The 23,306-nt window shown below is 67.9% G+C and carries 19 protein-coding genes and 4 pseudogenes; 14 read left to right on the top strand and 9 right to left on the bottom strand.

Features of this window, described 5'->3' with window-relative positions; genetic code table 11:
- Positions 1-41 precede the first annotated feature (41 nt).
- The 9 genes and pseudogenes from O1G22_RS15175 to O1G22_RS15140 all read left to right on the top strand — a co-directional run bounded on the left by O1G22_RS15175 (position 42) and on the right by O1G22_RS15140 (position 9,242).
- Entirely contained in the window at positions 42-1,850 is a 1,809-nt protein-coding gene (locus tag O1G22_RS15175) for an ABC transporter substrate-binding protein (protein WP_270081839.1), read from the top strand.
- A gap of 32 nt (positions 1,851-1,882) precedes the next feature.
- Positions 1,883-2,863: an ABC transporter permease gene (locus tag O1G22_RS15170; protein WP_270081838.1), complete on the top strand. Its 981-nt coding sequence runs from the start codon at positions 1,883-1,885 to the stop codon at positions 2,861-2,863.
- A gap of 12 nt (positions 2,864-2,875) precedes the next feature.
- Positions 2,876-3,898, top strand: coding sequence for an ABC transporter ATP-binding protein (locus O1G22_RS15165; RefSeq protein WP_270081837.1), 1,023 nt, complete (start codon positions 2,876-2,878; stop codon positions 3,896-3,898).
- A gap of 19 nt (positions 3,899-3,917) precedes the next feature.
- Positions 3,918-5,033, top strand: a complete 1,116-nt coding sequence (locus tag O1G22_RS15160) for an ABC transporter ATP-binding protein (protein WP_270081836.1) — start codon at positions 3,918-3,920, stop codon at positions 5,031-5,033.
- A 177-nt stretch (positions 5,034-5,210) separates the two neighbouring features.
- A pseudogene (locus O1G22_RS44870) lies at positions 5,211-5,456 on the top strand (helix-turn-helix domain-containing protein); the annotation flags it as partial.
- 1 nt (position 5,457) lies between these two features.
- Positions 5,458-5,639 (top strand): annotated as a pseudogene (locus O1G22_RS15155) (IS630 family transposase); the annotation flags it as partial.
- Between the two features lie 100 nt (positions 5,640-5,739).
- On the top strand, positions 5,740-7,401 hold the full coding sequence (locus O1G22_RS15150; protein ID WP_270081835.1) for a hypothetical protein: 1,662 nt from the start codon (positions 5,740-5,742) through the stop codon (positions 7,399-7,401).
- A gap of 291 nt (positions 7,402-7,692) precedes the next feature.
- A complete protein-coding gene (locus O1G22_RS15145; RefSeq protein ID WP_270081834.1) occupies positions 7,693-8,166 on the top strand; it encodes a carboxymuconolactone decarboxylase family protein in 474 nt (157 codons plus the stop codon).
- A gap of 152 nt (positions 8,167-8,318) precedes the next feature.
- The gene (locus O1G22_RS15140) at positions 8,319-9,242 is read left to right on the top strand and encodes an RNA polymerase sigma-70 factor (protein WP_270086422.1); all 924 of its coding nucleotides are present in this window, start codon (positions 8,319-8,321) and stop codon (positions 9,240-9,242) included.
- Between the two features lie 70 nt (positions 9,243-9,312).
- Here O1G22_RS15140 and O1G22_RS15135 read toward each other — a convergent pair whose 3' ends face one another.
- From O1G22_RS15135 to O1G22_RS15120, 4 genes are all read right to left on the bottom strand, one after another.
- Entirely contained in the window at positions 9,313-10,080 is a 768-nt protein-coding gene (locus tag O1G22_RS15135; protein WP_270081833.1) for a transposase, read from the bottom strand.
- 43 nt (positions 10,081-10,123) lie between these two features.
- Positions 10,124-10,864, bottom strand: coding sequence for a class I SAM-dependent methyltransferase (locus O1G22_RS15130; protein WP_428986364.1), 741 nt, complete (start codon positions 10,862-10,864; stop codon positions 10,124-10,126).
- Between the two features lie 64 nt (positions 10,865-10,928).
- On the bottom strand, positions 10,929-11,198 hold the full coding sequence (locus tag O1G22_RS15125; protein ID WP_270081831.1) for a DUF397 domain-containing protein: 270 nt from the start codon (positions 11,196-11,198) through the stop codon (positions 10,929-10,931).
- 2 nt (positions 11,199-11,200) lie between these two features.
- Positions 11,201-12,019: a helix-turn-helix domain-containing protein gene (locus tag O1G22_RS15120; RefSeq protein WP_428986363.1), complete on the bottom strand. Its 819-nt coding sequence runs from the start codon at positions 12,017-12,019 to the stop codon at positions 11,201-11,203.
- Positions 12,020-12,244: 225 nt separating this feature from the next.
- On the opposite strand from O1G22_RS15120, the pseudogene O1G22_RS15115 reads away from it, so the two are divergent.
- Positions 12,245-12,644: pseudogene (locus tag O1G22_RS15115) on the top strand (ATP-binding protein).
- Positions 12,645-12,676: 32 nt separating this feature from the next.
- Positions 12,677-13,018: pseudogene (locus tag O1G22_RS15110) on the top strand (hypothetical protein); the annotation flags it as partial.
- A 144-nt stretch (positions 13,019-13,162) separates the two neighbouring features.
- Here the strand turns inward: O1G22_RS15110 and O1G22_RS15105 are convergent.
- The 5 genes from O1G22_RS15105 to O1G22_RS15085 form a co-directional block, all read right to left on the bottom strand.
- Positions 13,163-14,221, bottom strand: coding sequence for an ABC transporter ATP-binding protein (locus O1G22_RS15105; protein ID WP_270081829.1), 1,059 nt, complete (start codon positions 14,219-14,221; stop codon positions 13,163-13,165).
- Positions 14,222-14,247: 26 nt separating this feature from the next.
- The gene (locus O1G22_RS15100) at positions 14,248-15,282 is read right to left on the bottom strand and encodes an ABC transporter ATP-binding protein (protein ID WP_270081828.1); all 1,035 of its coding nucleotides are present in this window, start codon (positions 15,280-15,282) and stop codon (positions 14,248-14,250) included.
- A 52-nt stretch (positions 15,283-15,334) separates the two neighbouring features.
- Complete coding sequence (locus O1G22_RS15095) at positions 15,335-16,315, bottom strand: ABC transporter permease (RefSeq protein ID WP_270081827.1); 981 nt, start codon at positions 16,313-16,315, stop codon at positions 15,335-15,337.
- Positions 16,316-16,434: 119 nt separating this feature from the next.
- Positions 16,435-18,198 (bottom strand): ABC transporter substrate-binding protein, encoded by a 1,764-nt coding sequence (locus O1G22_RS15090; RefSeq protein ID WP_270081826.1) that lies wholly within the window; start codon positions 18,196-18,198, stop codon positions 16,435-16,437.
- Positions 18,199-18,275: 77 nt separating this feature from the next.
- Positions 18,276-19,265: an ABC transporter permease gene (locus tag O1G22_RS15085; protein ID WP_270081825.1), complete on the bottom strand. Its 990-nt coding sequence runs from the start codon at positions 19,263-19,265 to the stop codon at positions 18,276-18,278.
- Positions 19,266-19,777: 512 nt separating this feature from the next.
- Here O1G22_RS15085 and O1G22_RS15080 point away from each other — a divergent pair.
- Genes O1G22_RS15080 through O1G22_RS15070 form a run of 3 tightly spaced genes read left to right on the top strand, consistent with a single transcriptional unit; the run spans position 19,778 to position 23,299 of the window.
- Positions 19,778-21,409, top strand: a complete 1,632-nt coding sequence (locus tag O1G22_RS15080; RefSeq protein WP_270081824.1) for a peptide ABC transporter substrate-binding protein — start codon at positions 19,778-19,780, stop codon at positions 21,407-21,409.
- A 5-nt stretch (positions 21,410-21,414) separates the two neighbouring features.
- Positions 21,415-22,338, top strand: coding sequence for an ABC transporter permease (locus tag O1G22_RS15075; protein WP_270081823.1), 924 nt, complete (start codon positions 21,415-21,417; stop codon positions 22,336-22,338).
- On the top strand, positions 22,331-23,299 hold the full coding sequence (locus O1G22_RS15070; RefSeq protein WP_270081822.1) for an ABC transporter permease: 969 nt from the start codon (positions 22,331-22,333) through the stop codon (positions 23,297-23,299). Before O1G22_RS15075 ends, O1G22_RS15070 begins: the two co-directional genes overlap by 8 nt.
- Positions 23,300-23,306 lie beyond the last annotated feature (7 nt).

Raw genomic sequence — 23,306 nt, 5'->3', positions numbered from 1 at the left:
GTGCACGTACTGGTGACACACAGAAGGGTGGGATCCTCGTGATGATCAGGGGCGGACGCCACACATACGGCGCACTCTCCGTGCTCGCGGCCGGAGCTCTCGTGCTCACCGGTTGCAGCAAGGGCGGCAGCGACGGCGGCACGAACGACAAGAAGGCCCAGCAGGACGCCAAGAGCCAGCAGGCGCCCATCAAGTTCGGGAACGCCGCCGACTCCACCGGACCCGCGGCCCCCGTGCCCGGCGCCAGGTCCGGCGGCACGATGGAGGTGCTGGAGCGCGACAGCTACGCCCATCTCGACCCGGCCCAGATCTACGTGCAGGCCCAGATGGTGGTCGCGCAGCTGATCCACAGAGGCCTGACCGGATACAAGACGACCAGTGACGACGGGCACCGGCACGAGGTGGTCGGCGACCTCGCCACCGACTCCGGCACCACCACCGACGGCGGCAGGACCTGGAAGTACACGCTCAAGGACGGCATCAAGTTCGCCGACGGCACCCCGATCACCTCGGCGGACGTCCGCCAGAGCGTCGAGCGCCTCTTCGCGCCCTTCATCACCCAGGGCCCGAGCTACCTCCAGCAGTGGCTCGCCGACACCTCGGGCACCGACTACCGCAAGCTGCTTCCGGACGGCCCGTACAAGGGCCGGCACCTGCCGGACAGTGTCCTGTCGACGCCCGACGCGAAGACGGTCGTCTTCCACTTCAAGAAGCCCCACCCGGATCTGCCGTACACCCTGGCCATGGCGGGCTACTCGGTCGTCTCCGCCAAGGGCGACACCCGGGAGAGGTACGACAAGAACCCGGTCACGACCGGCCCGTACAAGATCCAGTCCTTCCAGTCCGGCAAATCGATGGTGCTGGTCAGGAACCCGAACTGGGACCCGAAGACGGACCCGATCCGGCACCAGTACGTGGACCGGTTCACCATCACGTTCAACCAGCAGTTCGAGACCTCCACCAAGGCGCTGCTCGCGGACAGCGGGGCCGACCGGACCGGCCTCAGCTTCAGCAACCAGGTCGACGCGGGCAACCTCTCCCACGTCCTCGGCGACCCGCAGCTCAAATCCCGTACGGTCTCCGGCTACCAGGGCTTCGTCGGCCTGATGCACATCAACACGAGCAAGCCCGAGATGAAGGACATCCGGGTCCGCGAGGCCATCGCCTACGCCCTGCCGGTCTCGCCCTTCGTGCGGGCCTACGGCGGCAGCGACGCCATGGAGGTCGCGGGCGGCCTGATCTCCCCGACCGTCCCCGGCTACGACCCCGCCTTCGACCCGTACGGCAAGAAGAAGAACCCCGGCGGCGACCCGGCCAAGGCCAGGAAGCTGCTCCAGCAGGCCGGCAAACTCCACCTGAAGCTGACGTTCGGCTACATGAACACCCCCGAGGGCCAGCAGTACTCCACCGCCATGGCAGCGGGCCTGCAGAAGGCCGGCTTCGATGTCCAGCGCCAGGAGATCCCGTCCGAGACCTACTTCGACCAGGTCTCCAAGCTGAACAACCCCTACGACATCTTCCACACCGCGTGGTCCGCCGACTGGCCCTCCGCCTTGACGGTGCTCCCGCCGCTGGAGGACGGCCGCCAGATCGCCGACGGAGCGTCGAACTACACGCAGCTCAACGACCCGCACGTGAACAGCGAGATCGACCGGATCAGCCTGATCACGGACCCGGCCAAGTCCGCGGCCGAATGGGAGAAACTCGACAAGTACCTGCTCACCAAGGTGGTCAACGAGGTCCCGACCGCCTACTACAAGCAGGTCCAGATCGCCGGCTCCCAGGTCGGCGGCCTCGTCTACGACGACGTCATCGGCGGCATCGACCCGCGCCGTCTGTTCATCAAGTAAACCGGCCGCCGACGTCGGAGAGCTGCCCTGCCATGCTGCGCTTCCTCGTGCGCCGGATCATCGGTGCCGTCGTCATCCTGTTCCTGCTGAGCATCGTCACGTTCCTGCTGTTCTTCGGGGTGCCCCGGGACCCGGCCCTGCTGATGTGCGGCAAGACCTGCAACCCGGACAGCATCGCGAACATCCACCATGTGCTCGGCCTCGACAAGCCCCTCACCGAGCAGTACGGGATCTTCCTGCACAACCTCGCCCTGGGCAGCAGCCAGTTCGCCCAGGGCCCCTGCCCCGCCCCCTGCTTCGGGTACTCGTACCACACCAACGAGCAGGTCTGGAGCACGCTGATGGACCGGCTGCCCACCACCGTCTCGCTCACCCTGGGCGCGGCCGTGTGCTTCCTGGCCGTCGGCCTCGGCACCGGGCTGCTCGCCGCCTGGCGGCGCGGCACGCTGATCGACAAGACGGCCACCGCGGGCGCCATGGTCGTCAGCTCGCTGCAGATCTACTTCCTCGGCCCGCTGGCTCTCGCGGTCCTCGTCTACCAGACCCACTGGTTCGACAAGCCCGCCTACAACGAGTTCACCCATGACCCCGTCAGCTGGTTCAACGGCCTGATCATCCCCTGGGTGGTGCTGTCCACGATCTTCGCCGCGCAGTACACCCGTATGGCCCGGTCCTCGATGATCGAACAGCTCCAGGAGGAACACGTCCGCACCGCCCGCGCCAAGGGCATGTCCCGGCGTTACGTCTTCTTCCGCTACGCCTGGCGCGGCTCGCTGATCCCGATCGTCACCATCTTCGGCATCGACCTCGGCTCGCTGTTCGGCGGCGCCATCATCACCGAGTACACCTTCGGCCTGCCCGGCCTCGGCAACCTCGCCGTCCAGGCCGTCTTCTTCAGCGACCTGCCGCTGCTGCTCGGCGTGATGCTCTTCTCCGCCACCATGATCCTGCTGTTCAACATCATCGTCGACACCACGTACGCCTTCATCGACCCGCGCGTGCGGCTGTCCTGAGGAGAGACCCCGATGAGCATCCCTCTCCTGTCCGTGCGGGACCTGCACGTCAGCTTCCGGACCGAGGACGGCGTCGTACGGGCCGTGGACGGGCTCTCCTTCGACCTGGAGCGGGGCAGGACGCTCGGCATCGTGGGGGAGTCCGGCTCGGGCAAGTCCGTGACCAACCTGACCATCCTCGGCCTGCACAACCCCATGTTCACCACGATCGAGGGCGAGATCCTGCTGGACGGACGGGAGCTGACCACCGCCCGCGAGGCCGAGCTGGAGAAGCTGCGCGGCAACAAGGTCGCCATGATCTTCCAGGACCCGCTCACCGCGCTCTCCCCGTACTACACCGTCGGCCGGCAGATCGCCGAGCCGTACATGAAGCACACCGGTGCCTCGAAGAAGGCGGCGTGGGACCGGGCCGTGGAGATGCTCGGCAAGGTCGGCATCCCGAACCCCAGGGAGCGGGCGAAGGACTATCCGCACCAGTTCTCCGGCGGAATGCGCCAGCGCGCGATGATCGCCATGGCGCTGGTCTGCGACCCCGACCTGCTCATCGCCGACGAGCCGACGACCGCCCTCGACGTGACCGTGCAGGCGCAGATTCTCGATCTGCTCAAGGACCTGCAACAGGAGTTCGGATCCGGCATCATCTTCATCACCCACGACCTGGGGGTGATCGCCGACATGGCCGACGACATCATGGTGATGTACGCGGGCGGCGCGGTGGAGCGGGGCACCACCGGCGAGGTGCTGCGCGCGCCCCAGCACCCGTACACCTGGGGCCTGCTGCACTCGATGCCGCGCCTGGACTCCGACCTCGGCGCCCGGCTGTCCCCGATCCCCGGCACGCCGCCCTCGCTGCTCACCCCGCCGTCCGGCTGCCGCTTCCACCCCCGCTGCACGTTCCAGGACCGGGTGGCGGCCGCCGGCCGCTGCGTACGCGAGCGTCCGCTCCTCGCCCCCGACCGGGCGTCGGCCTGTCACTTGAGTGGTGAGCAGAAGCGGACCATCTTCATCGAGGAGATCAAGCCCCGACTGGGCTAGGTCATAGGAGGTCACCGGCATGACAGAGGAACAGGTCCTTCCGGCCCCGCGCGAGGAGAACACCGGCGCGGACCGGGAGCCGCTGCTTCAGGTCTCGGCACTGACCAAGCATTTCCCGGTCAAGGGCGGTTTCCCGATCCGCCGGACCGTCGGCCAGGTCCAGGCCGTGGACGGCATCGACCTGACCGTGCACGCGGGCGAGAGCTTCGGGCTGGTCGGCGAGTCGGGCTGCGGCAAGTCGACCACGGGCCGGCTGATCACGCGGTTGCTGGAGCCGACGTCCGGCTCGATCACGTACCGGGGCCGGGACATCAGCCACGCGACGCGCAGGGAATTGGCGCCGATCCGCTCCGAGATCCAGATGATCTTCCAGGACCCGTACTCGTCGCTGAACCCGCGGCAGACGGTCGGCAAGATCGTCTCGGGCCCGATGGAGATCAACGGGATCGAACCGGAGGGTGGCCGGGAGAAGCGGGTCCGTGAGCTGCTGGAGATCGTCGGCCTGAATCCGGAGCATTTCAACCGCTTCCCGCACGAGTTCTCCGGCGGCCAGCGGCAACGCATCGGCGTGGCGAGGGCGTTGGCGCTGGAGCCGAAGCTGATCGTGGCGGACGAGCCGGTCTCGGCCCTGGACGTGTCGATCCAGGCGCAGGTCGTGAACCTGCTCCAGCAGGTGCAGAACGAGTTGGGCATCGCGTTCGTCTTCATCGCGCACGACCTGGCGATCGTCCGGCACTTCTCGCAGCGCGTCGCCGTCATGTACCTGGGCAAGATCATCGAGGTCGGCGACCGCCAGTCCATCTACGCCCGCCCGCGCCACCCCTACACCCACGCCCTGCTGTCCGCCGTACCCGAGGTGAACCTCACGGAGGAGGAGGGCACCGCGCGTGAGCGCATCCGGCTGGCCGGTGACGTCCCGTCCCCGATCAACCCGCCGTCCGGCTGCCGCTTCCGCACCCGCTGCTGGAAGGCACAGGACAAGTGCGCGACCGAGGAACCCCCGCTGGTCCGGCTCTCCGGAAACCACGAGGGCCATCTGACGGCCTGCCACTTCCCGGAGGACCCGACCGTCGAACGCGAGGAGGACATCGTCCTGGACCCGGCGCTGGCGGCGTTGGAGGAGGATGCCGACTGACCAGGGCGCGTATCGAGTCGTGATCAATCTGTGGGTTCCGCCTTCTCGGGCGGGGCCTGGACTGGTACATCGTCTTGCATGACGAGGGTCCAACTGACTGCTGACGACGGCGCTTTGATGTCGTCTCGCCGAGGTTCACCGTGCTGACGAACGGCCCTGAGGCGCTATGCAGTTGATGTGAGATATGCGCGAGGCGGCGGGCGGTGACGCCGCGGGGCGGGCACACTGTGAGGCATTGCGGATGCAGGCTGCCGCGATGTTCGTCGAGGACGTCACGCCTTCGGAGATCGCCAAGCGCCTGCGGGTGACGGTGCGGTCGGTATACCGGTGGAGGGCTGACTTCGAGCGCGGCGGGACGGCGGCGCCGGCAAGCCGGGGCCCGCTGGGCAGCGGTGCGAGCTCAGTACGAAGTCGCAGGTCAAGCCTGAACCCGGTCGAGGGCGTGTGGTCCCACGTCAAACGCAGCCTGGCCAACTGGCCGCGCTCACCGTCGATGCGCTGGAGACGCTGAACCGCAACCGACTCAAGCGCCTTCAGTACCGGCCCGTCGTCCTCGACGGCTTCGTCGCGGAGACCGGCCTGACCTTCCACCTGCTACCGCCATGACGTCGCGAAACGCCGTCGTCGGAAACTCGCCCGCCGCGATCGTCCGTCGCGCAGGCAATCCCCTTGCGCTGCCGACCCTGTCCAGCGATGCTCGAATGCCGTGAGCGGCTTCCAGATCAGCACCCTGACGGCCACCGAGGAGCGGCTCTGGCACGCTTTTCCCACCGGCGCCCTGGTCGACCTGCGCTCCCGACCCGACGACGGCCCCGGCCAAGCGACGTCGTGGCCGCGCACCCGCGACATTCGCGCCGAGGTGATCGCGGCGCTGCTGACTGGCAGCGGGCCCGATGCGAACGGCGGCGCGGGGGTCAAACTGGCCGGCGCTCGTGTCGTCGGGCGACTCACGCTCGCCCACACGCAAGTCCCCTACGCACTCGACTTCGAGCACTGCTGCTTCGACGACGGCCTGGACCTCGCCGAAGCCGAGACGCGCAGCGTGCGCCTGCGCGGCTGCTACCTCACCGTATTGGAAGCCAACCGCGCCGAGATCCGCGGCGAATTCCAGATGGAGGGCTGCCGCCTCGGCCGGCTCAGCCTCTACGCGGCACGCGTCTTCGAGATCGAAATCAGCGGGACCACGATCACCGCGCCCCCGCCCGAACCACCGGACCCTGACGCCGACTGGACGCCGCCGCGCACCGCCATCAACGGCGACCTGCTCGTCGTCGACACCGCGATGTACTGCCACGACGTCGTCCTCGACGGACAGTTCCGGCTCCCCGGCGCGCGCATCGGCGGATACCTGCATCTGGACGGCGCCCGGATCACCCACGAGGAGCCCAACCGCCCACCCACGCCTGCCCTGCTGGCGCAGGGGCTGCGCGTCGACACCGGCATGTTCGCCCGCCGTGGCAACACCCGAGCGAAGAACCGGTTCACCGTCACCGGCGGCGTCGACCTCAGCGACGCCACGATCAAGGGCGGACTCATGCTGCCCGACGCCGACCTGGTGGACGACCACGGCCAAACGGCGCTGCGCGCAGACCACATCTCGGTCGAGGGCGGGGTCAACCTTTCGGGCGTCACGACTTCGGGCGCGGTCCGGCTCAACTCGGCCCGTGTCATCGGGCCGCTGACACTGAGCGGTGCGCGACTGGGCACGCTCGACGCCTCCGGCGCGCGCGTCGAAGGGGCGATGTTCTGCAATGAGGGATTCACCGCGCACAGCTTGGACTTGCGGCGGGCACGGACTACGACGTTCGAGGACGACGCCGCGTCCTGGCCCGACAAGCTGCGCCTGGACGGCTTCGTCTATGACGAACTGATGCCGTTGCCGACGGCCGGGAGGCGACTGCCGTGGCTGGCTCGTGACGCGTATCAGCCTCAGCCTTACGAGCAGCTGGCCGCGCGCTACCGCGCGGTGGGGCGTGACGGCGAGTCGCGGCGGGTGCTGCTGGCCCAGCAGCGGCGGCGACGTGAGGCAGCGGGCGTGCCGGCGAAAGCATGGGGCCTTCTCCAGGACGCAACGGTCGGGTACGGGTATCGGCCGTGGTTGGCCGGGCTGTGGTTGTTGGGCCTGCTCGCCGCCGGATCGGTCTACTTCGCCTCCCACCACCCCGCACCGCTGGGCACGGGCGGCCCGCATTTCAACCCGGTCGCCTACACGCTCGACCTGTTGGTGCCGGTAGTGAGCCTCGGTCAATCGGGCGCGTGGAATCCGAGCGGGTCCAGTCAGGTGCTGACCTATGCGCTCATCATCAGTGGCTGGACACTAGCCACGACGCTGGTCGCCGGGGTCACACGAATACTGGTGCGGCCCTGAGACAACAGGTCTCTCTCCGGCTGGACAAGCTCTCGGCACCGTCACCAAGTGATGTGCCATAAGTAATCTCGATGTGCCCACTTCAGCCACAACCCAAGGGCTCAGCTGCACCGTTCGGATGTCTGCGCGTCGGCCGTGGTCGAGCCCTGGAAGCTCCGTGGACGGCGGGACCTTCGCCACCCGACGGGCGCCGACGGCGGGGAGACGCGGGTCACATTCGTCCGTGTCACAGGGTGTCGGGCCACCTCGTCTCAGGAGGTGTAGCCACTGACGACCACAGAGGAGCACACCATGGACGCGCGACTGAACTACTTCGCCAGCCCGACTGCCGGCAAGGCCCTGAAGTACTTCATGTCGGCGGGCAAGGCGCTCAAGGACTCGCCGCTGCAGGCCGCGACGCAGGAGCTGGTGGCGCTGCGCGTGAGCCAGATCAACGGCTGCGCCGCCTGCATCGACATGCACACCAAGGAGGCCGCCGCTGCCGGCGAGACCTCGGTGCGGCTGAACCTGGTCGCGGCGTGGCGGGAGGCCACGGTCTTCACCGAGGCCGAGCGTGCCGCGCTGGAACTGGCGGAGGAAGGGACCCGGGTCGCGGATGCGGCCAGGGGCGTCAGTGACGAGGTGTGGGCGTACGCCGCCAAGCACTACGACGAGGAACAGCTCACCGCCCTGGTGGTCCTGGTCTCCTTCATGAATGCGGTGAACCGGCTGAACATCATCACCCAGCAGCCGGCCGGTAACTACGAGCCCGGACAATTCCACTGAATGGCATCAGCGACTGGCTCGGGGTCCGGCTGCGGGCTCCGGGCCCGGGCTCGGCGGCGTTAGCGTGACCACCGGTGGTCCGGGTGATCACAGAAGATGTCTGCGCTGGCGAGTGCGGTCGGGTGGGAAGGTGTACGGGGAGGGGTTTCGTCGTGAACAAGGTTGAGGAGTTCGAGGAGCTGCGCCCGCTGCTGTTTTCGATCGCCTACCGGATTCTGGGCAGCGTGGGTGAGGCCGAGGACGCGGTGCAGGAGACGTGGCTGCGCTTCGACGGCTCGGCGACCCAGGTCGCGTCGGTCAAGGCGTTTCTGTCGGCCACGGTGACGCGGATCTCGATCGACGTGCTGCGCTCTGCGCGGGTGAGGCGGGAGGAGTACGTGGGCCCGTGGTTCCCCGAGCCGCTGCTCAGTGATCCATATCAGGATCCGGCGCGTTCGGCGGAGCTGGCCGACTCGGTGTCGATGGCGGCGCTGCTGCTCCTGGAGCGGCTCAGCCCGCTGGAGCGGTCGGTGTTCGTCCTGCGTGAGGTGTTCGGCTTCGGGTTCGACGAGGTCGCCGCGGCGGTGGGGCGGTCGGAGGCGGCGTGCCGACAGCTGCTGGTACGGGCACGGCGGCACATGCAGGCCGGGCGGCCACGTTTCGAAGCGGACCGTCAGGAGCGGCAGGAGCTGGCGACGCGGTTCTTCGACGCGCTGAAAGATGGTGACGTGGGCGGGCTGCGGAATCTGCTGGCCGCCGACGTCCAGCTGGTTGGGGACGGCGGCGGCAAGGCCCCGCAGCTCGCCAAGGCCGTCAGCGGCACCGAGAACGTGGCCCGGCTGCTCGCCTCCGTCTTCCCCCTGATGGCTCGGATCGACGTCACGTTCGAGGCGCACGAGATCAACGGGCAGCCCGGCGCGATCTTTCGCGACCGGGACGGCAAGGTGGTCCACATCCTGGCTATCGAGGTGCTCGACGGGCAGATCCAGACCATTCGCTCAGTGATCAATCCCGACAAGCTCGGCCACCTCGGGCCGGTCGCCGACGCCTGGGCCATTGACCGCGAAGTGAAGGAGGCCCGCAGGCAGATGAAGTGACCTCGGGACCGGCGTGGGCCGACTCGTTCATCAGCAGCTCATGGCGGCGGCCACGGGGCGGCCGATTCGCCTATCCGGCGAGGTTGAGGTTGTGCAGGCGGGCGATGCCGCGCGTCGCGTGGTGGACGCCGTCACCGTGGAGCCTGCAGTCGCGCAAGATCTTCCAGGTCTTCATGCGGGCGAAGACGTGCTCGACGCGGGCCCGGACTTGTTTGTGGCTCTTGTTGTGCGCCTGCTTCCAGCCGGGGAGTTCCTCGCCCGTGCTACAGCGGTGGGGGATGACCAGTCCCGTTCCGCGGTAGCCGCCGTCGGCGATCGTCACGGTCTTGCGGACGGCGCCCTTCGCGCCGGACTCAGCCCGGGCCCGGCAGTCGTTACGGTTGCCCGGCAGTGGGCGGCCGACCACGACCACCAGTCGGCTGTCGGCGTCGATGACTACCTGATGGTTCGTCGAATACCGATAGTTCTTCGACTGCTCGGCCACGGAGTGATCGCGCGTCGGCACGAGGGTGCCGTCCACGATCAGCACGGCATCCTTGCGGAAGCGATGCCACGGTGAGAGCGCGAGTTTCGGTCCGAGGTGGCCGATGACCCGGTCCGCGGCGGACTTCGACACCCCGAACAGCGGTGCCAGTTGCCGCAGCGTCAGGTTGGTCCGCCAGTACGCGATCACCAGCAGCACCCGGTCCTGAAGCGGAAGCCTCCAGGGCCGACCACGGCCCGGCGCCCCGGCGCCCTCGCGGCGCAACTGATTCACCAACTTGCCGAAGATGCGCGGACTCAGCCCGGTGAACGGGGCTATCCAAGACGGCTCCGACGCCGTGATCACACCAGCCACGGCCCGAGACCATCCCACATCAAGATCGCTTACGCGACAGCCCTTAGGCGGGCCGGGCCACGGTGATGATCTCGGGACTGGCGGGGGTGACTGGCCCCCGCCCCCAATCGCCGTACTGCGCTACGACCGTCAGCCCGGCCTCGGTCAGAAAGCCCTCCAGGGGCTCCCGGTCCAGGAACCGCAGCACGCTGGGGCACACCTGCGGGGCCGCCCAGCGGTCGCCGTCGTAGGTCTCCGTGAACCGCACCCGCCCCCCGCAGAGCCCGTCGCCCTGGACCTCGTGCCACACCCGCACCGATGTCCCGTCCTCGGCGGTGATCTCGTGCACCCGGTCCGGGGTCCACCGCTCCCAGGCGCGGGCGGCCGGGTTGCGGGTCTCGAACACGAACCGCCCGCCGTCGCCGAGGGCCGCCCGAACCCCGCGCAGACAGTGCCGGATCTCCTCGTCCCCGACCAGCTCCTGGAAGGCGTGGCCGGTCATGACGGCGAGGTCGAACTCCCCGTGCCACAACCGGGTGCGCATGTCCCCGAGCACCCACTCGACGTCCGGCCGGGCCCGCCGCGCCTGTACGAGCATGGCGGGGGCCGGATCGAGCCCCGTCAGCCGGCCCCGGTGCCCCTCGGCCCGTGCCCGCCGCAGCACCTGCCCGGTGCCGCACCCGATGTCCAGCACCGAGCGGGCCTCCCGCACCAGACCGAGGTAGAAGTCGTCACCCCGTCCCCAGGGATTGAGGCGGTCGTAGAGCGCGGCGAGCGTGAGATCGGTAAACACATGATCTACCACCGCGGCAGTCTGACACACGGTGTTGAACGGTGCGTCAGTTTCCGGTGGAGTTCTTGAGACTCTCTCAACTCCTGGCCGAGCCGTCGAACTTCAAAGACTCGATGAACGGAGTGAAGGCGGTGGGGGGGAAGGTGAGGGTGCCGAGGGTTGGGGCTTTGGAGTCTCGGATGGCTATGTGGGGGTCGAGGGTGGCGACTTCGACGCAGGTGTTGCCGTCGCCTCCGCCGGAGAAGGACGACTTCTTCCAGCTTTCGAGGCGTGCAACCTCGACGCAGGCGTCGCCCTCGTCACCACCGGAGTAGGAGGACTTTCGCCAGGTGTTGGGGGTCAGCATGCTCACAGCTCCTTCGACAGTCGGTGGATGAAGTCCCGCGAACGGTCCGGGGCGAGTGACGCTGCCTCCACCCTACGGAATCGGGTCCGATATCGGTTGAGCTGGGCTTCGGTATCGATGTAGACCGGCCCGCCGGGACCGTCACGGACGACGGTGTCCAGCTCGGGGACTGGGCCGCCCGCGTACACCATCGCACTTCCTGCCCCGCCGAAGCCGTCCAGGTCGAAGGGGATGATGCGTACGGTGACGTGTTCGGCCTCGGAGATTTCCAGGATCCGGGTGAGCTGGGCCCGTGCCGTGGATCTGTCGCCGACTCTGATGCGCAGTGCCCCCTCGTGGATCACCGCCTCGTACGGGACCGGGTCTGGGCGCTCGATGATGACCCTGCGCCTCATCCGGTGATCTACCCGCTGCTCGACATCGCTCTGCGGAAACTCCGGATTCACGTACGAGAAGAGGCGCCGGGCGTAATCCGCGGTCTGAAGGAGACCGGGGACATGAAGGAACTCCACGTCCCAGCGGAAGCGGGCGTGGTGTTCCAACTCGGGCAGATCCATGAACCGCGCGGGCAGCTGCTCCCGGTACTCCTCCCACCAGCCACGGGTCCGATCGGTCGCCATGGCCGCGAGAGCGTCGATCAACGCCTCGTCCGTACAGGCGTAGTGGGCGGCCAGGCGTCGTACGCGTTCGGCGCTCACGCCGGCGACACCGGACTCGATCTGACTCATCTGGACAGAGTCGGCTCCGAGCAACTCCGCCGCTTCGCGCGCCTTCATGCCCGTCGCCTCGCGCAGTCTGCGCAGTTCGGTGCCCAGTCGCACCCTGCGGGCCGTGAGATGCCTCTTCGGCGGCAACCCTTATCCCCTGTCTCAACTCACCTGTGGGTGTAGCTCGTTCGTGGCCCAGAATACGGCAACGGCTTGCGTCTTCCTAAGTTTAGGAAATACCGTCGGTGACGTACCGCACACGCAGCGGAAGTGCACCGCGTATGCGGCGTTGCCACCCTGCGCCCAAAAACCCCTTCACCTCACCGGAGTTGATGACGCATGCCCGAAACCTGGGACTACACCCTCTACATCCCCAACGACCTGAGAGCGGTCACCGTCGCCCGCCGCACCCTGCGCCTGATCCTGACCCTGCACGACCTGACCGGACTCCTGGACACCGCCGAACTCCTCGCCACAGAGCTGGTGTCGAACGCCGTACGGCACACCAAGGGGCCCGCCGCACTCAGGGTCCGCCGCTCCCCGGAAGGCATGGTGTGGATCGGCGCCTGGGACACCGACCCGGTACCGCCCGACCCGCCGCGTGCGCTGTGTGGCGGGGCTGGAGGAGGGACGGGGGCTGGGGCTGGTCATGGCGTGCGCGGAGTACTGGGGGTGGCAGCCTGCGGCACGGTTCGGCAACAAGGGCAAGTTCGTGTGGTGCGAACTTGTGGCCGCCTAGCTCGTTGATCACGACGTCGTACGAAAGGAGAGGTGCAGTTCGTCGACTCATGCCTGGCCGACCCCCAGGCGAAGCAGATGTGGAGGGAGCTCATGACCGCGATCCAGTACTTCTGGCGCCACCCGCTCGCCGAGCAAGTACGCGAGGAAGGGCGAGAACAGGGCCGGGAACAGGGCCGGGAACAGGGCCGGGAACAGGGGCGCGCCGAAGCCAAGGCCGAGATGATCCTCCGCATCCTGGAATGGCGCGGCATCACGGTCCCCGACTCTGTCCGCGAGCGCGTCAGCGCCTGCACGGACCTCGATCAGCTTGAGACCTGGGCGAAGCGAGCCGTACACGCCACGGACGCGGCGGAGCTGTTCGCAGAGGAGTGAGCGAGTGGACCGGTGCACGGCGAAGGCCCGCGCCTTGGGGGGAGGCGCGGGCCTTCGTTTCCGGGAACCGGACGTTCAGGGGCTCGGGTCAATGGGCCGGTGACATCCGTTCCGCGAGGGGACGGCCGACGGAATAGGGGGGCGTCAGGCCGCCGCCTCCGGGTCCTTGGACAGGGCGTCCGACGAGGTACGGGGCGCCGGGATCGTCTCCTGGGTCTCCGGGTAGTGGCAGGCCGTCAGGTGGCCCGGCTTGTTGCCCTCGGCCTGGACCAGCGGCGGCGCCTCGGTCGCGCACTTCTCCGTCGCCTTCCAGCAGCGGGTGCGGAAGCGGCAGCCGGAGGGCGGGTTGATGGGCGAGGGGACGTCACCGGCGAGGCGGATGCGCTCGCGCGGCTCCGCGTCCACCGTGGCCTCGGGCACCGCGGAGAGCAGGGCCCGGGTGTAGGGGTGGCGCGGGTTGCCGTACAGGTCCTCGCGGTCGGCGATCTCGACGATCTTGCCGAGGTACATGACGGCGACGCGCTGCGAGAAGTGGCGGACGATGGCGAGGTCGTGGGCGATGAAGACGAAGGCGATGCCCAGCTCGTTCTGGACCTTCTGGAGCAGGTTCACGACCTGCGCCTGGATCGACACGTCCAGCGCGGAGACCGGCTCGTCCGCCACGATCAGCTTCGGCTCCAGGGCGAGCGCGCGGGCCACGCCGATGCGCTGGCGCTGGCCGCCGGAGAACTCGTGCGGGAAGCGGTTGAAATGCTCCGGGTTGAGGCCGACGATCTCCAGCAGCTCACGGACGCGCTTCTCGCGGCCGCCGGCCGGGTTGATGCCGTTGATCTCCATCGGGCCGGAGATGATCTTGCCGACGGTGTGCCGCGGGTTCAGGGACGCGTACGGGTCCTGGAAGATCATCTGGATCTCGGACCGGATCGGGGCGAGGCCCTTGCGGTCGGCGTGGGTGATGTCCTGGCCGCGGTACTTGACGGTGCCGGCCGTGGGCTCCAGCAGGCGGGTGATCAGCCGGCCGGTGGTCGACTTGCCGCAGCCGGACTCGCCGACCAGGCCGAGGCTCTCGCCCTCGGACACCTGGAAGTCGAGCCCGTCGACGGCCTGGACGTGACCGACCGTACGGCGGATCGGGAAGCCGCCCTTGATCGGGAAGTGCTTGGTCAGCCCGGAGACGTCCAGGAGGGGAGTGGTGCTGCTCATGGTGGTGAAAATCCCGTCTCTTTACGTCAGTGGGCCTGGGCGGCCGTGTCGGCGAAGAACTCGCGGCGCTGCTCGTCCGTCAGATGGCAGGCCTTGCCGCGACCGTCCACGATCTCCAGCGGCGGGCGCTCCTTGGCGCACTTGCCGTCCGCGACCTGGTCGGCGAAGGCACAGCGCGGGTGGAAGCGGCAGCCGGACGGCGGGTTCAGCAGGGAGGGCGGCGAACCCGGGATCGGGTTCAGCGGCACGTCCACCGGGCCCTCCAGGCTCGGCATGGAGCCCAGCAGACCCCAGGTGTACGGGTGCTGCGGGGTGCGCAGCACCTCCTCCTTCGGGCCGCGCTCGACGCACCGGCCGCCGTACATCACCAGCACGTCGTCGGCGATGTCCGCGATCACACCCAGGTCGTGGGTGATGAAGATGATCGAGGTGCCGAACTCCTTCTGGAGGTCCTTGAGCAGGTCCATGATCTGCGCCTGGACCGTCACGTCGAGCGCGGTGGTCGGCTCGTCGGCGATCAGCAGCTTCGGGTCGCAGACCAGCGCCATCGCGATCATCGCGCGCTGGCGCATACCGCCGGAGAACTCGTGCGGGTAGTTGTCGACCCGCTGGTCCGGCTGCGGGATGCCGACGCGCTTCAGCATCTCGATCGCCCGCGCCCGGGCCTCCTTCTTGGAGGCACCGGTGTGCTTGCGGTACACCTCGCCGATCTGCGTGCCGATGGTGTGGTACGGCGACAGCGAGGCCAGGGCGTCCTGGAAGATCATCGCCATCTTGTTGCCGCGGAGCTTCTCCAGCGTCTTCTCGGAGGCGCCGTTCAGCTCCTCGCCGTCCAGCTCGATGGAGCCCTCGACCGTGGTGCTGTCGGGGTTGTGCAGGCCCAGGATGGTCAGGTTGGTGACCGACTTGCCGGACCCCGACTCGCCCACGATGCCCAGCGTCTTGCCGCGTTCGAGGTCGAAGGACAGGCCGTCGACGGCCTTGACGACGCCGTCCTCGGTCGAGAAGTGCACCTTCAGATCCTTGACGGACAGGAAGGGCTGCGAATCGGTGCTCGTCACGGGGACGCTCCAGAGGGGGGTGATGCGGGGTAGCTGGTAGGGGCAGGCGGGGTCAGGCGAGCCGGATCCGCGGGTCGATCATGGCGTACACGGCGTCGACGACGATGTTGGCGACGATCACGAACGCGGCGGTGACGATCATGACGCCGAGCAGCATGGGCAGGTCGTTGGTCTGCACCGACTTCACCGCCAGCATGCCCAGGCCCTGGAGGCTGAAGGTCTTCTCGGTGATCATCGCGCCGCCGAGCAGCACGCCCATGTCGATACCGAAGATGGTGACGATCGGGCCCATCGCGCCGCGCCAGGCGAAGCGGAAGAAGACGTTGCGCCGGGACAGGCCCTTGGCGCGGGCCGTACGGACGTAGTCCTCGCTCAGCGTCTCCACCAGCTGCGAGCGGGTCATACGGGTGTAGTTGGCGGTCCAGATCAGCGCCAGCACCAGCCAGGGCACGATCAGACCGGTGAACCAGGCACCCGGGTTGCTGCTGAACGAGGTGTACGTGGGCTGGTCGAAGATGTGCGCCTGGTACACGAGCAGGTACAGGGCGACGGGGCCGACGAAGTAGATCTGCATCGACGAGGCGACCAGCGAGGCGGAGCTGGCGATCTTGTCGGTGGACTTGCCCTGCTTCACCGCGGCGAGCATGCCCATACCGATGCCGAAGATGAGGAAGACGACCGAGGAGCCGATGGCCAGGGAGGCCGTCGTCGGGAACCGGTCCCACACCGTGGCCCAGACCGGCTCACGGTTGACGAACGAGTAGCCCAGGCACGGGGCGGCGCAGCTGCCGAAGCCGGGGTAGTCGCGGCCGGCGAAGATGCCCTTCAGCCAGTGCCAGTACTGGACCGGCAGCGGGTCCGAGATCCCCATGTTGTGCCGGATGACGTTCAGCGTCTCCGGCGTGCAGACCTTGCCGCAGGCGATCCGGGCCGGGTCACGTGGCACCGCGTAGAAGAGCAAGAAGGTGACCGCGCTGATGATCAGCAGCGTGATCACGGCGCCGAGGAATCGGCGGACGAGGAAGCGAAGCATGGGGGTTGGCTTTCCTGGGAGGGCCGTCGTGCGGAGCGGGCCGGGCCGGGGTGACCGGGGACCCGGTGGACGAGCCGAGGGTGGGGCGGCCGATCGCCGCCCCACCTCTCAGGGATGGATCAGGCCTTGACGTACATCTTGTAGAGCATGCAGCCGTCGAAGTTCGGGTCCATCTTCAGGTTGCCGAGCTTGGAGCCGTGGATGTACAGGCGCTTCATGTACACGTCCGGGATGAAGGTGCCCAGCTCGGTCACCTGCTTGTCCAGCGCGGCCCACATCTCGTTGGCCTTGTTCTGGTCGACCTCCGCCGTGGCGGCCTTGATGGCGGCGTCGACGTCGGCGTTCTTCAGGTGGCAGTAGTTGGTGCCCTCGTCGCGGATCTGGTCGCCCTCGAACAGCGGCTGGAAGACCGAGTAACCGGTCGGCCAGTCGGCGCTCCAGCCGCCCCAGAAGATGTCGAAGCCGCTGTCGACCTTGCCGGTCTGGTCGTACCAGGTGGTGGAGTCGACGGCCTTGGTGACGACGGTGAAGCCGGCCGCCGTCAGGGCGTTCTGGACGACGACCTTGATCTTGGCCTGGGTCGGGTCGTCCTGGTACGCGTAGACAATCTTGGTGCCGAGCTTGCCGGCCTTCTGCAGGATCGCCTTCGCGGCGGCCGGGTCACCCGCCGGGTTCTTCAGCTTGCCCCAGACGTCCTGCGACTTGTAGCCGGCGACGAGCGGGCTCATGATGCCGGTCGCGTAGTCACCGCGGTGCTCGCCGCCCTGCAGCGAGCGGATGGCGGCGGTCGGGAAGGCACGGATGATGGCCTCGCGGACCTGCATGTCCGGGACCGTCTTCTGGTTGATCCAGTACACGCTGGTGCCGCTGCTCAGGCCCTCGAACAGACGGTCCTTGGCCTTCGCGGTGGCCTGCGGGACCTTCGCCTGCGGAACCGTGCGCCAGGAGACCGCGTACTGGTCGTTGCCGGTGTCGGCGATGATGCGGTCGGCGGCGGTGTCCGCCTGGATGCCGAAGGTGAAGTCGAACTCGTCCGGGTAGGCGTTGCGGATCGGGTCCGTGCTCGGGTCCCAGTGCTCGTTGCGGACCAGCACCATCGACTTGTCGGTGACGTGCGACTGGATCTTGTACGGGCCGTTGGAGACCGGCTTCTTGTCGTAGTTCTGCTTGGTGTCACCCTTCACCGGGGTCGGCGCGTAGGAGTGCATCGCGAGGACGTAGTTGAAGTCCGGACGCGCCTCGGAGAGGTGGAAGGTGATGGTCTTGCCGGTGGTCTCGATCGACTTCAGGTGCTTGCCGCCGTAGGGACCGGGGTAGGTCTTGCGGTAGTCCTGGGTGCCCGTCAGCCAGTTCGGGACGTAGGTGGCGCCCTCGGTGATGAAGCTGGCGAAGGCACGCTCGATGCCGTGGCGGGCGTCGTCGACGGTGACGTCGGAGCCGTCCTCCCACTTGATCCCGTCCTTCAGCGTGAAGGTCCAGGTCTTGCCGCCGTCCTTCATGGTGCCGACGTCGGTGGCGAGGTCGCCGACCAGGGTCATGGAGCCGTCGTCGTTGACCTTGTAGCCGGTCAGGGTGCGGGAGAGGACGATCGCGGCCAGCGAGTTCCAGGCGTAGTAGACGCGCTGCGGGTCGAGGTGCGAGAAGTCGTCGTCGTTCAGCAGGTAGACCTTGCCGCCCTTCTTGGCGCCGGAGACCTCCGGAGCCGGGCCCTTCGAGTCCTCCGCCGTGCCGATCTTGACCGTGGCCGTCTGGGCCTTGGCCGCTCCCTGCTTGCCGGTGTCGCCGGAGCTGCTGGAGTTGCCGCTGCTGCACGCCGACAGGACGGTGGTGGAGGCCGCGGCAACGCCAGTGGCTATCAGGAAGTTTCTGCGCGAGAAGGACATCGCATCCTGCCTTGAAGTGAGTTGATGAGAGAAGTCGGCCCCCGGCGTCGTCGCCGTGGTCCTGAACAGGTCCGGGGTCAGCGGTTGGTCTTCGGGTCGAGCGCGTCGCGCACCGAGTCACCGAGGAGGTTGAAGGCCAGCACGAACATCACCATCGTGATACCGGGGAAGCACAGGAAGGTGATGTCGTCCTGGTAGAAGTTGGTGGCGTACCCGATCATGACGCCCCAGTCGGGGGTCGGGTCCTGAACACCGACGCCGAGGAAGGCCAGACCCGCCTCCGTGGTGACCATCGTGGGCAGCAGCAGGGTCCCCTGGATGAGGATGGGCGTCCAGAGGTTCGGCAGCAGCTCCTTGAAGATGATGCGAGCCGGAGACGCGCCCGTGACCTTCGCCGCCTCGACGAACTCCCGCTCGCGCAGGGCGAGTACCTGACCGCGCAGCAGTCGGGCGATGGAGGCCCAGCCGAAGATGGTGAGCAGGGAGATCACGCTGACCACAACGAGCCAGGTCGGCGTGTTCTCGGTGGGTGCCACGAACAGGGAGATGACCACGGGCGTGAAGGCCACGAAGAACAACTGCTGCGGGAAGGCGAGCAGGATGTCCATGACCCGGCCGAGGAACCAGTCCGTCTTGCCCCCGATGTAGCCGGACGTGATGCCGATCACGACACCGACGACCATGACCAGGACCGTGATCCCGGTGGAGATCAGCAGCGAGTTGCGGATCGCGTAGAGCAGGAAGGTGAAGACGTCACGGCCGAGCTGCGGGTCGATGCCGAACCAGAAGTCGCTGCTGATGCCGCCGTTCGCCTTCGCGGGCAGGCCGTTGTCGCCCAGCAGGCCGGGCGTGTTGATGCCGTACGTCGTGTACGGGTTCTTCCCGTACAGCTTGGCTATGAGTGGCGCGGCAAGGCCGACCACGAAGAAGGCGATCACGATGATCGCCGAGATCACGCCGACGCGGTCGCGCTTGAAGCGACGCCATGCCAGCTGTCCCGGGGTCCTGCTCTCGGAGCCCTTCGAACCGTCAGAAGAGGTCGTCTTCTCGGCGGACTCGTCGGTCACCTCAAGCGGGGCAGCCGCAGATGGAGTTGGGGGGGTCATGATGCTCCTGGCCCAAGGGAGGGTCTGATGACTCCGCAGGGCACTCCCCTACGGGCTACGCCGGACTTTTTCAACGCAATTCATTCAAGGTCAATAAATTCTCGGCCGACTTGGTTGTCTATTTACCTTCTTTACTCTGCCTTGACCATTCCGTAGCTACGCGGGTAGTGCGTTGTAATCGATCCGTGCTTCACATCGGACTAACCGGGCGAATGGGTCAATGGGTTCGATATGCGGACGGTGGTGTGTCGAAATGCGTACATCGGCACGTCGCAATCCAACGTTTCGGCATCGTTACGCGGAGATGTGTTGCGGGGTCCCCGGAAGATCGTCTGAGCGCCCGTCACCGGCTGCCCTGCATTCGGATGACGTGTCCCCCTAAAGGCCGCTCAATCCGGCGGCGTGCATGCGGTATGTGTCGTATAGCCCGATAGTGACCGGTATCGGGTCGGCGATCACGGAGGGAGGGCCGCATGCGGGGGTTCACGCACGCCGGAGGGCGCACCGCAGGGGCCGTCTGCGCGATCGCCGCGGGGCTGCTGGCCGCCGGCTGCGGGGGCGGCAGCGGGTACGGCGGCGCCGGGGTGCTGACCTCCTCCTGGGGTGACCCGCAGAACCCCCTGGAGCCCGCCAACACCAACGAGGTCCAGGGCGGCAAGGTCCTCGACATGGTCTTCCGGGGCCTGAAGAAGTACGACCCGAGGACCGGCAAGGCCGAGAACATGCTCGCCGAGCGCATCGACACCCCCGACTCGCGGAACTTCACGATCACGCTCAAGAATGGCTGGAAGTTCAGCAACGGCGAACCGGTCACCGCCCGGTCCTTCGTGGACGCCTGGAACTACGGGGCGTCCCTGCGCAACAACCAGAAGAACGCGTACTTCTTCGGTTACATCGAGGGCTACGACAAGGTCCACCCCGACAGCGGCCCCCAGACCGCCGACACCCTGTCCGGGCTGAGGGTCACCGGACCGCGGACCTTCACCGTCCGCCTCAGCCAGAAGTTCTCCAGCTTCCCCGACACCCTCGGCTACGCCGCCTTCGCCCCGCTCCCGCGCGCCTTCTTCACCGACCACGCGGCCTGGCTGAGCAAGCCGGTCGGCAACGGGCCCTACGAGATCGAGTCGTACACCAAGGGCTCCGCCATGGCCCTGAAGAAGTGGGACGCCTACCCCGGCCCCGATCGGGCCCGGAACGTCGGCGTCACCCTCCTCGTCTACACCGACAGCAACACCGCGTACACCGACGTGCTGGCCGGCAACCTCGACCTGGTCGACGACGTACCCGCCACCCAGCTCAAGAACGTCCGCACAGACCTGAACGGCCGGTACATCAACACCCCGGCCGGCATCCTGCAGACCCTGGCCTTCCCCTACTACGACCCGAGGTGGAACACCGACGGGGCACGGAAGGTCCGCACGGGCCTGTCCATGGCGATCAACCGCGAGCAGATCACCCGGACCATCTTCCGCCGCACCCGCACCCCGGCCACCGACTGGACCTCGCCGGTCCTCGGCACGGCCGGCGGCTACAAGGCGGGGCTGTGCGGCCACGCCTGCGCGTACGACCCCGTGGGGGCCAGGAAGCTCATCGAGGAGGGCGGCGGGATCCCCGGCGGCCGGCTGACGATCACCTACAACGCGGACACGGGCTCGCACCGGCAATGGGTGGACGCCGTGTGCCACTCCATCAACAACGCCCTCGGCAACGACAGGGCCTGCGTCGGCAATCCCATCGGCACCTTCGCCGACTTCCGCAACCAGCTCGGGCAGCACAAGAAGACCGGTCCCTTCCGGGCCGGCTGGCAGATGGACTACCCGTTGATCCAGGACTTCCTGCAGCCCCTGTACTACACGGGCGCCTCCTCCAACGACGGCAAGTGGTCGAACAAGGAGTTCGACCGCCGCGTGGACCAGGCCAACGCCGAGACCGACCAGGCCAGGGCCGTGGCGCTCTTCCAGCAGGCCGAGGAGGTCGTCCGCGACAACATGGCGGCCATCCCGCTCTGGTACCAGAACGGCAGCGCCGGCTACTCCGCCCGGCTCTCCCATGTGGCGCTCGACCCCTTCAGCGTGCCGGTCTACAACGAGATCAAGGTCGGCTGACCGCCATGGGGCGCTATGTCGTCAGGCGGCTGCTGCAGATGATCCCGGTGTTCGTGGGGTCGACGATGCTGATCTTCCTGATGGTCAACGTGATGGGCGATCCCGTCGCGGGCCTGTGCGGCGAGCGGGGGTGCGATCCGGCGACGGCCGCCCAGCTCAAGCGGGAGTTCGGCTTGGACAAGCCGATCTGGCAGCAGTACGCGACCTACATGGGCAACGTCTTCACCGGCGACTTCGGTACGGCGTTCAACGGGCAGAAGGTCACCGAGCTGATGGCGTCGGCGTTCCCCGTCACCGTGCGGCTGACCGTCGTGGCCATCCTCTTCGAGATCGTCATCGGGATCGCGCTGGGCGTGGTGACGGGCCTGCGGCGCGGCCGCCCCGTCGACACCGGCGTCCTCCTCGGCACGCTGGTGGTCATCTCCGTGCCCACCTTCGTCACCGGTCTGCTGCTGCAACTGCTGCTCGGCGTGGAATGGTCCTGGATCAGACCGTCGGTGTCCCCGGACGCCGCCTTCGGCGAGCTGCTCGTGCCCGGCCTGGTGCTGGCCTCCGTCTCCCTGGCCTACGTCACCCGGCTCACCCGCACCTCGATCGCCGAGAACAAGCGCTCCGACTACGTCCGCACGGCCATCGCCAAGGGCCTGCCCAGGCGCCGGGTCGTCGTACGCCACCTGCTGCGCAACTCCCTGATCCCCGTGGTCACGTTCATCGGCACGGACATCGGCGCGCTGATGGGCGGGGCGATCGTCACCGAGCGCATCTTCAACATCCATGGCGTCGGCTACCAGCTGTACCAGGGCATCCTGCGCCAGAACACCCAGACGGTCGTCGGCTTCGTGACTGTCCTCGTCCTGGTCTTCCTGGTCGCCAACCTCCTCGTCGACCTCCTGTACGCCGTTCTGGACCCGAGGATCCGCTATGCCTGAACAGCCGCCGTACGAGCCCGAGCGCGCGATCGCCGGCACCGGCATGGGCGGCGCGATGGACCTCGCGGCGAGCGAGGCCACGACGCTGGAGCAGCCGCCCGGCGGCCCGCTGGGCAGGCCCCGCTCGCTCTGGTCCGACGCCTGGCGCGACCTGCGCCGCAACCCGGTCTTTCTCCTGTCGGGGCTGGTGATCCTCTTCCTGGTCTTCATCTCCCTGTGGCCCTCGGCGATCGCCTCCGGCAGCCCCCTGACGTGCGACCTGGCCAGGGCCCAGGACGGCCCGGGACCGGGCGCGCCCTTCGGGTACGACGGCCAGGGCTGCAACGTCTACACCCGCACCGTCTACGGCGCCCGTACGTCCGTCACGGTCGGCGTCCTGGCCACGCTGGGGGTCGCGGTGCTGGGCTCCGTCCTGGGCGGCCTGGCGGGCTATTTCGGCGGGACCTGGGACGCGATCCTGTCCCGGCTCACCGACATCTTCTTCGCGATCCCGGTGGTGCTGGGCGGCCTGGTCCTGCTGTCGGTGGTCACCAGCAACACGGTCTGGCCGGTGATCGGGTTCATGGTGCTGCTCGGCTGGCCGCAGATCTCCCGCATCGCGCGCGGCTCGGTCATCACCGCCAAGCAGAACGACTACGTCCAGGCCGCCCGCGCCCTCGGCGCCTCCGACACCCGCATCCTGCTGCGGCACATCGCCCCGAACGCCGTGGCCCCGGTGATCGTCGTAGCCACGATCGCGCTCGGCACCTACATCGCCCTGGAGGCGACCCTGTCCTACCTCGGCGTGGGCCTCAAGCCCCCCAGCGTCTCCTGGGGCATCGACATCTCCGCGTCCTCCCCCTACGTCCGCAACGCCCCCCACGCCCTCCTCTGGCCCTCGGGCGCCCTCGCCGTCACCGTGCTGGCCTTCATCATGCTGGGCGACGCGGTGCGTGATGCCCTTGATCCGAGGTTGAGGTGAGGGGCGG

The sequence above is a fragment of the Streptomyces camelliae genome (assembly GCF_027625935.1).
GTDB lineage: Bacteria > Actinomycetota > Actinomycetes > Streptomycetales > Streptomycetaceae > Streptomyces > Streptomyces camelliae.
This window is presented reverse-complemented; position numbering and strand designations above follow the sequence as displayed.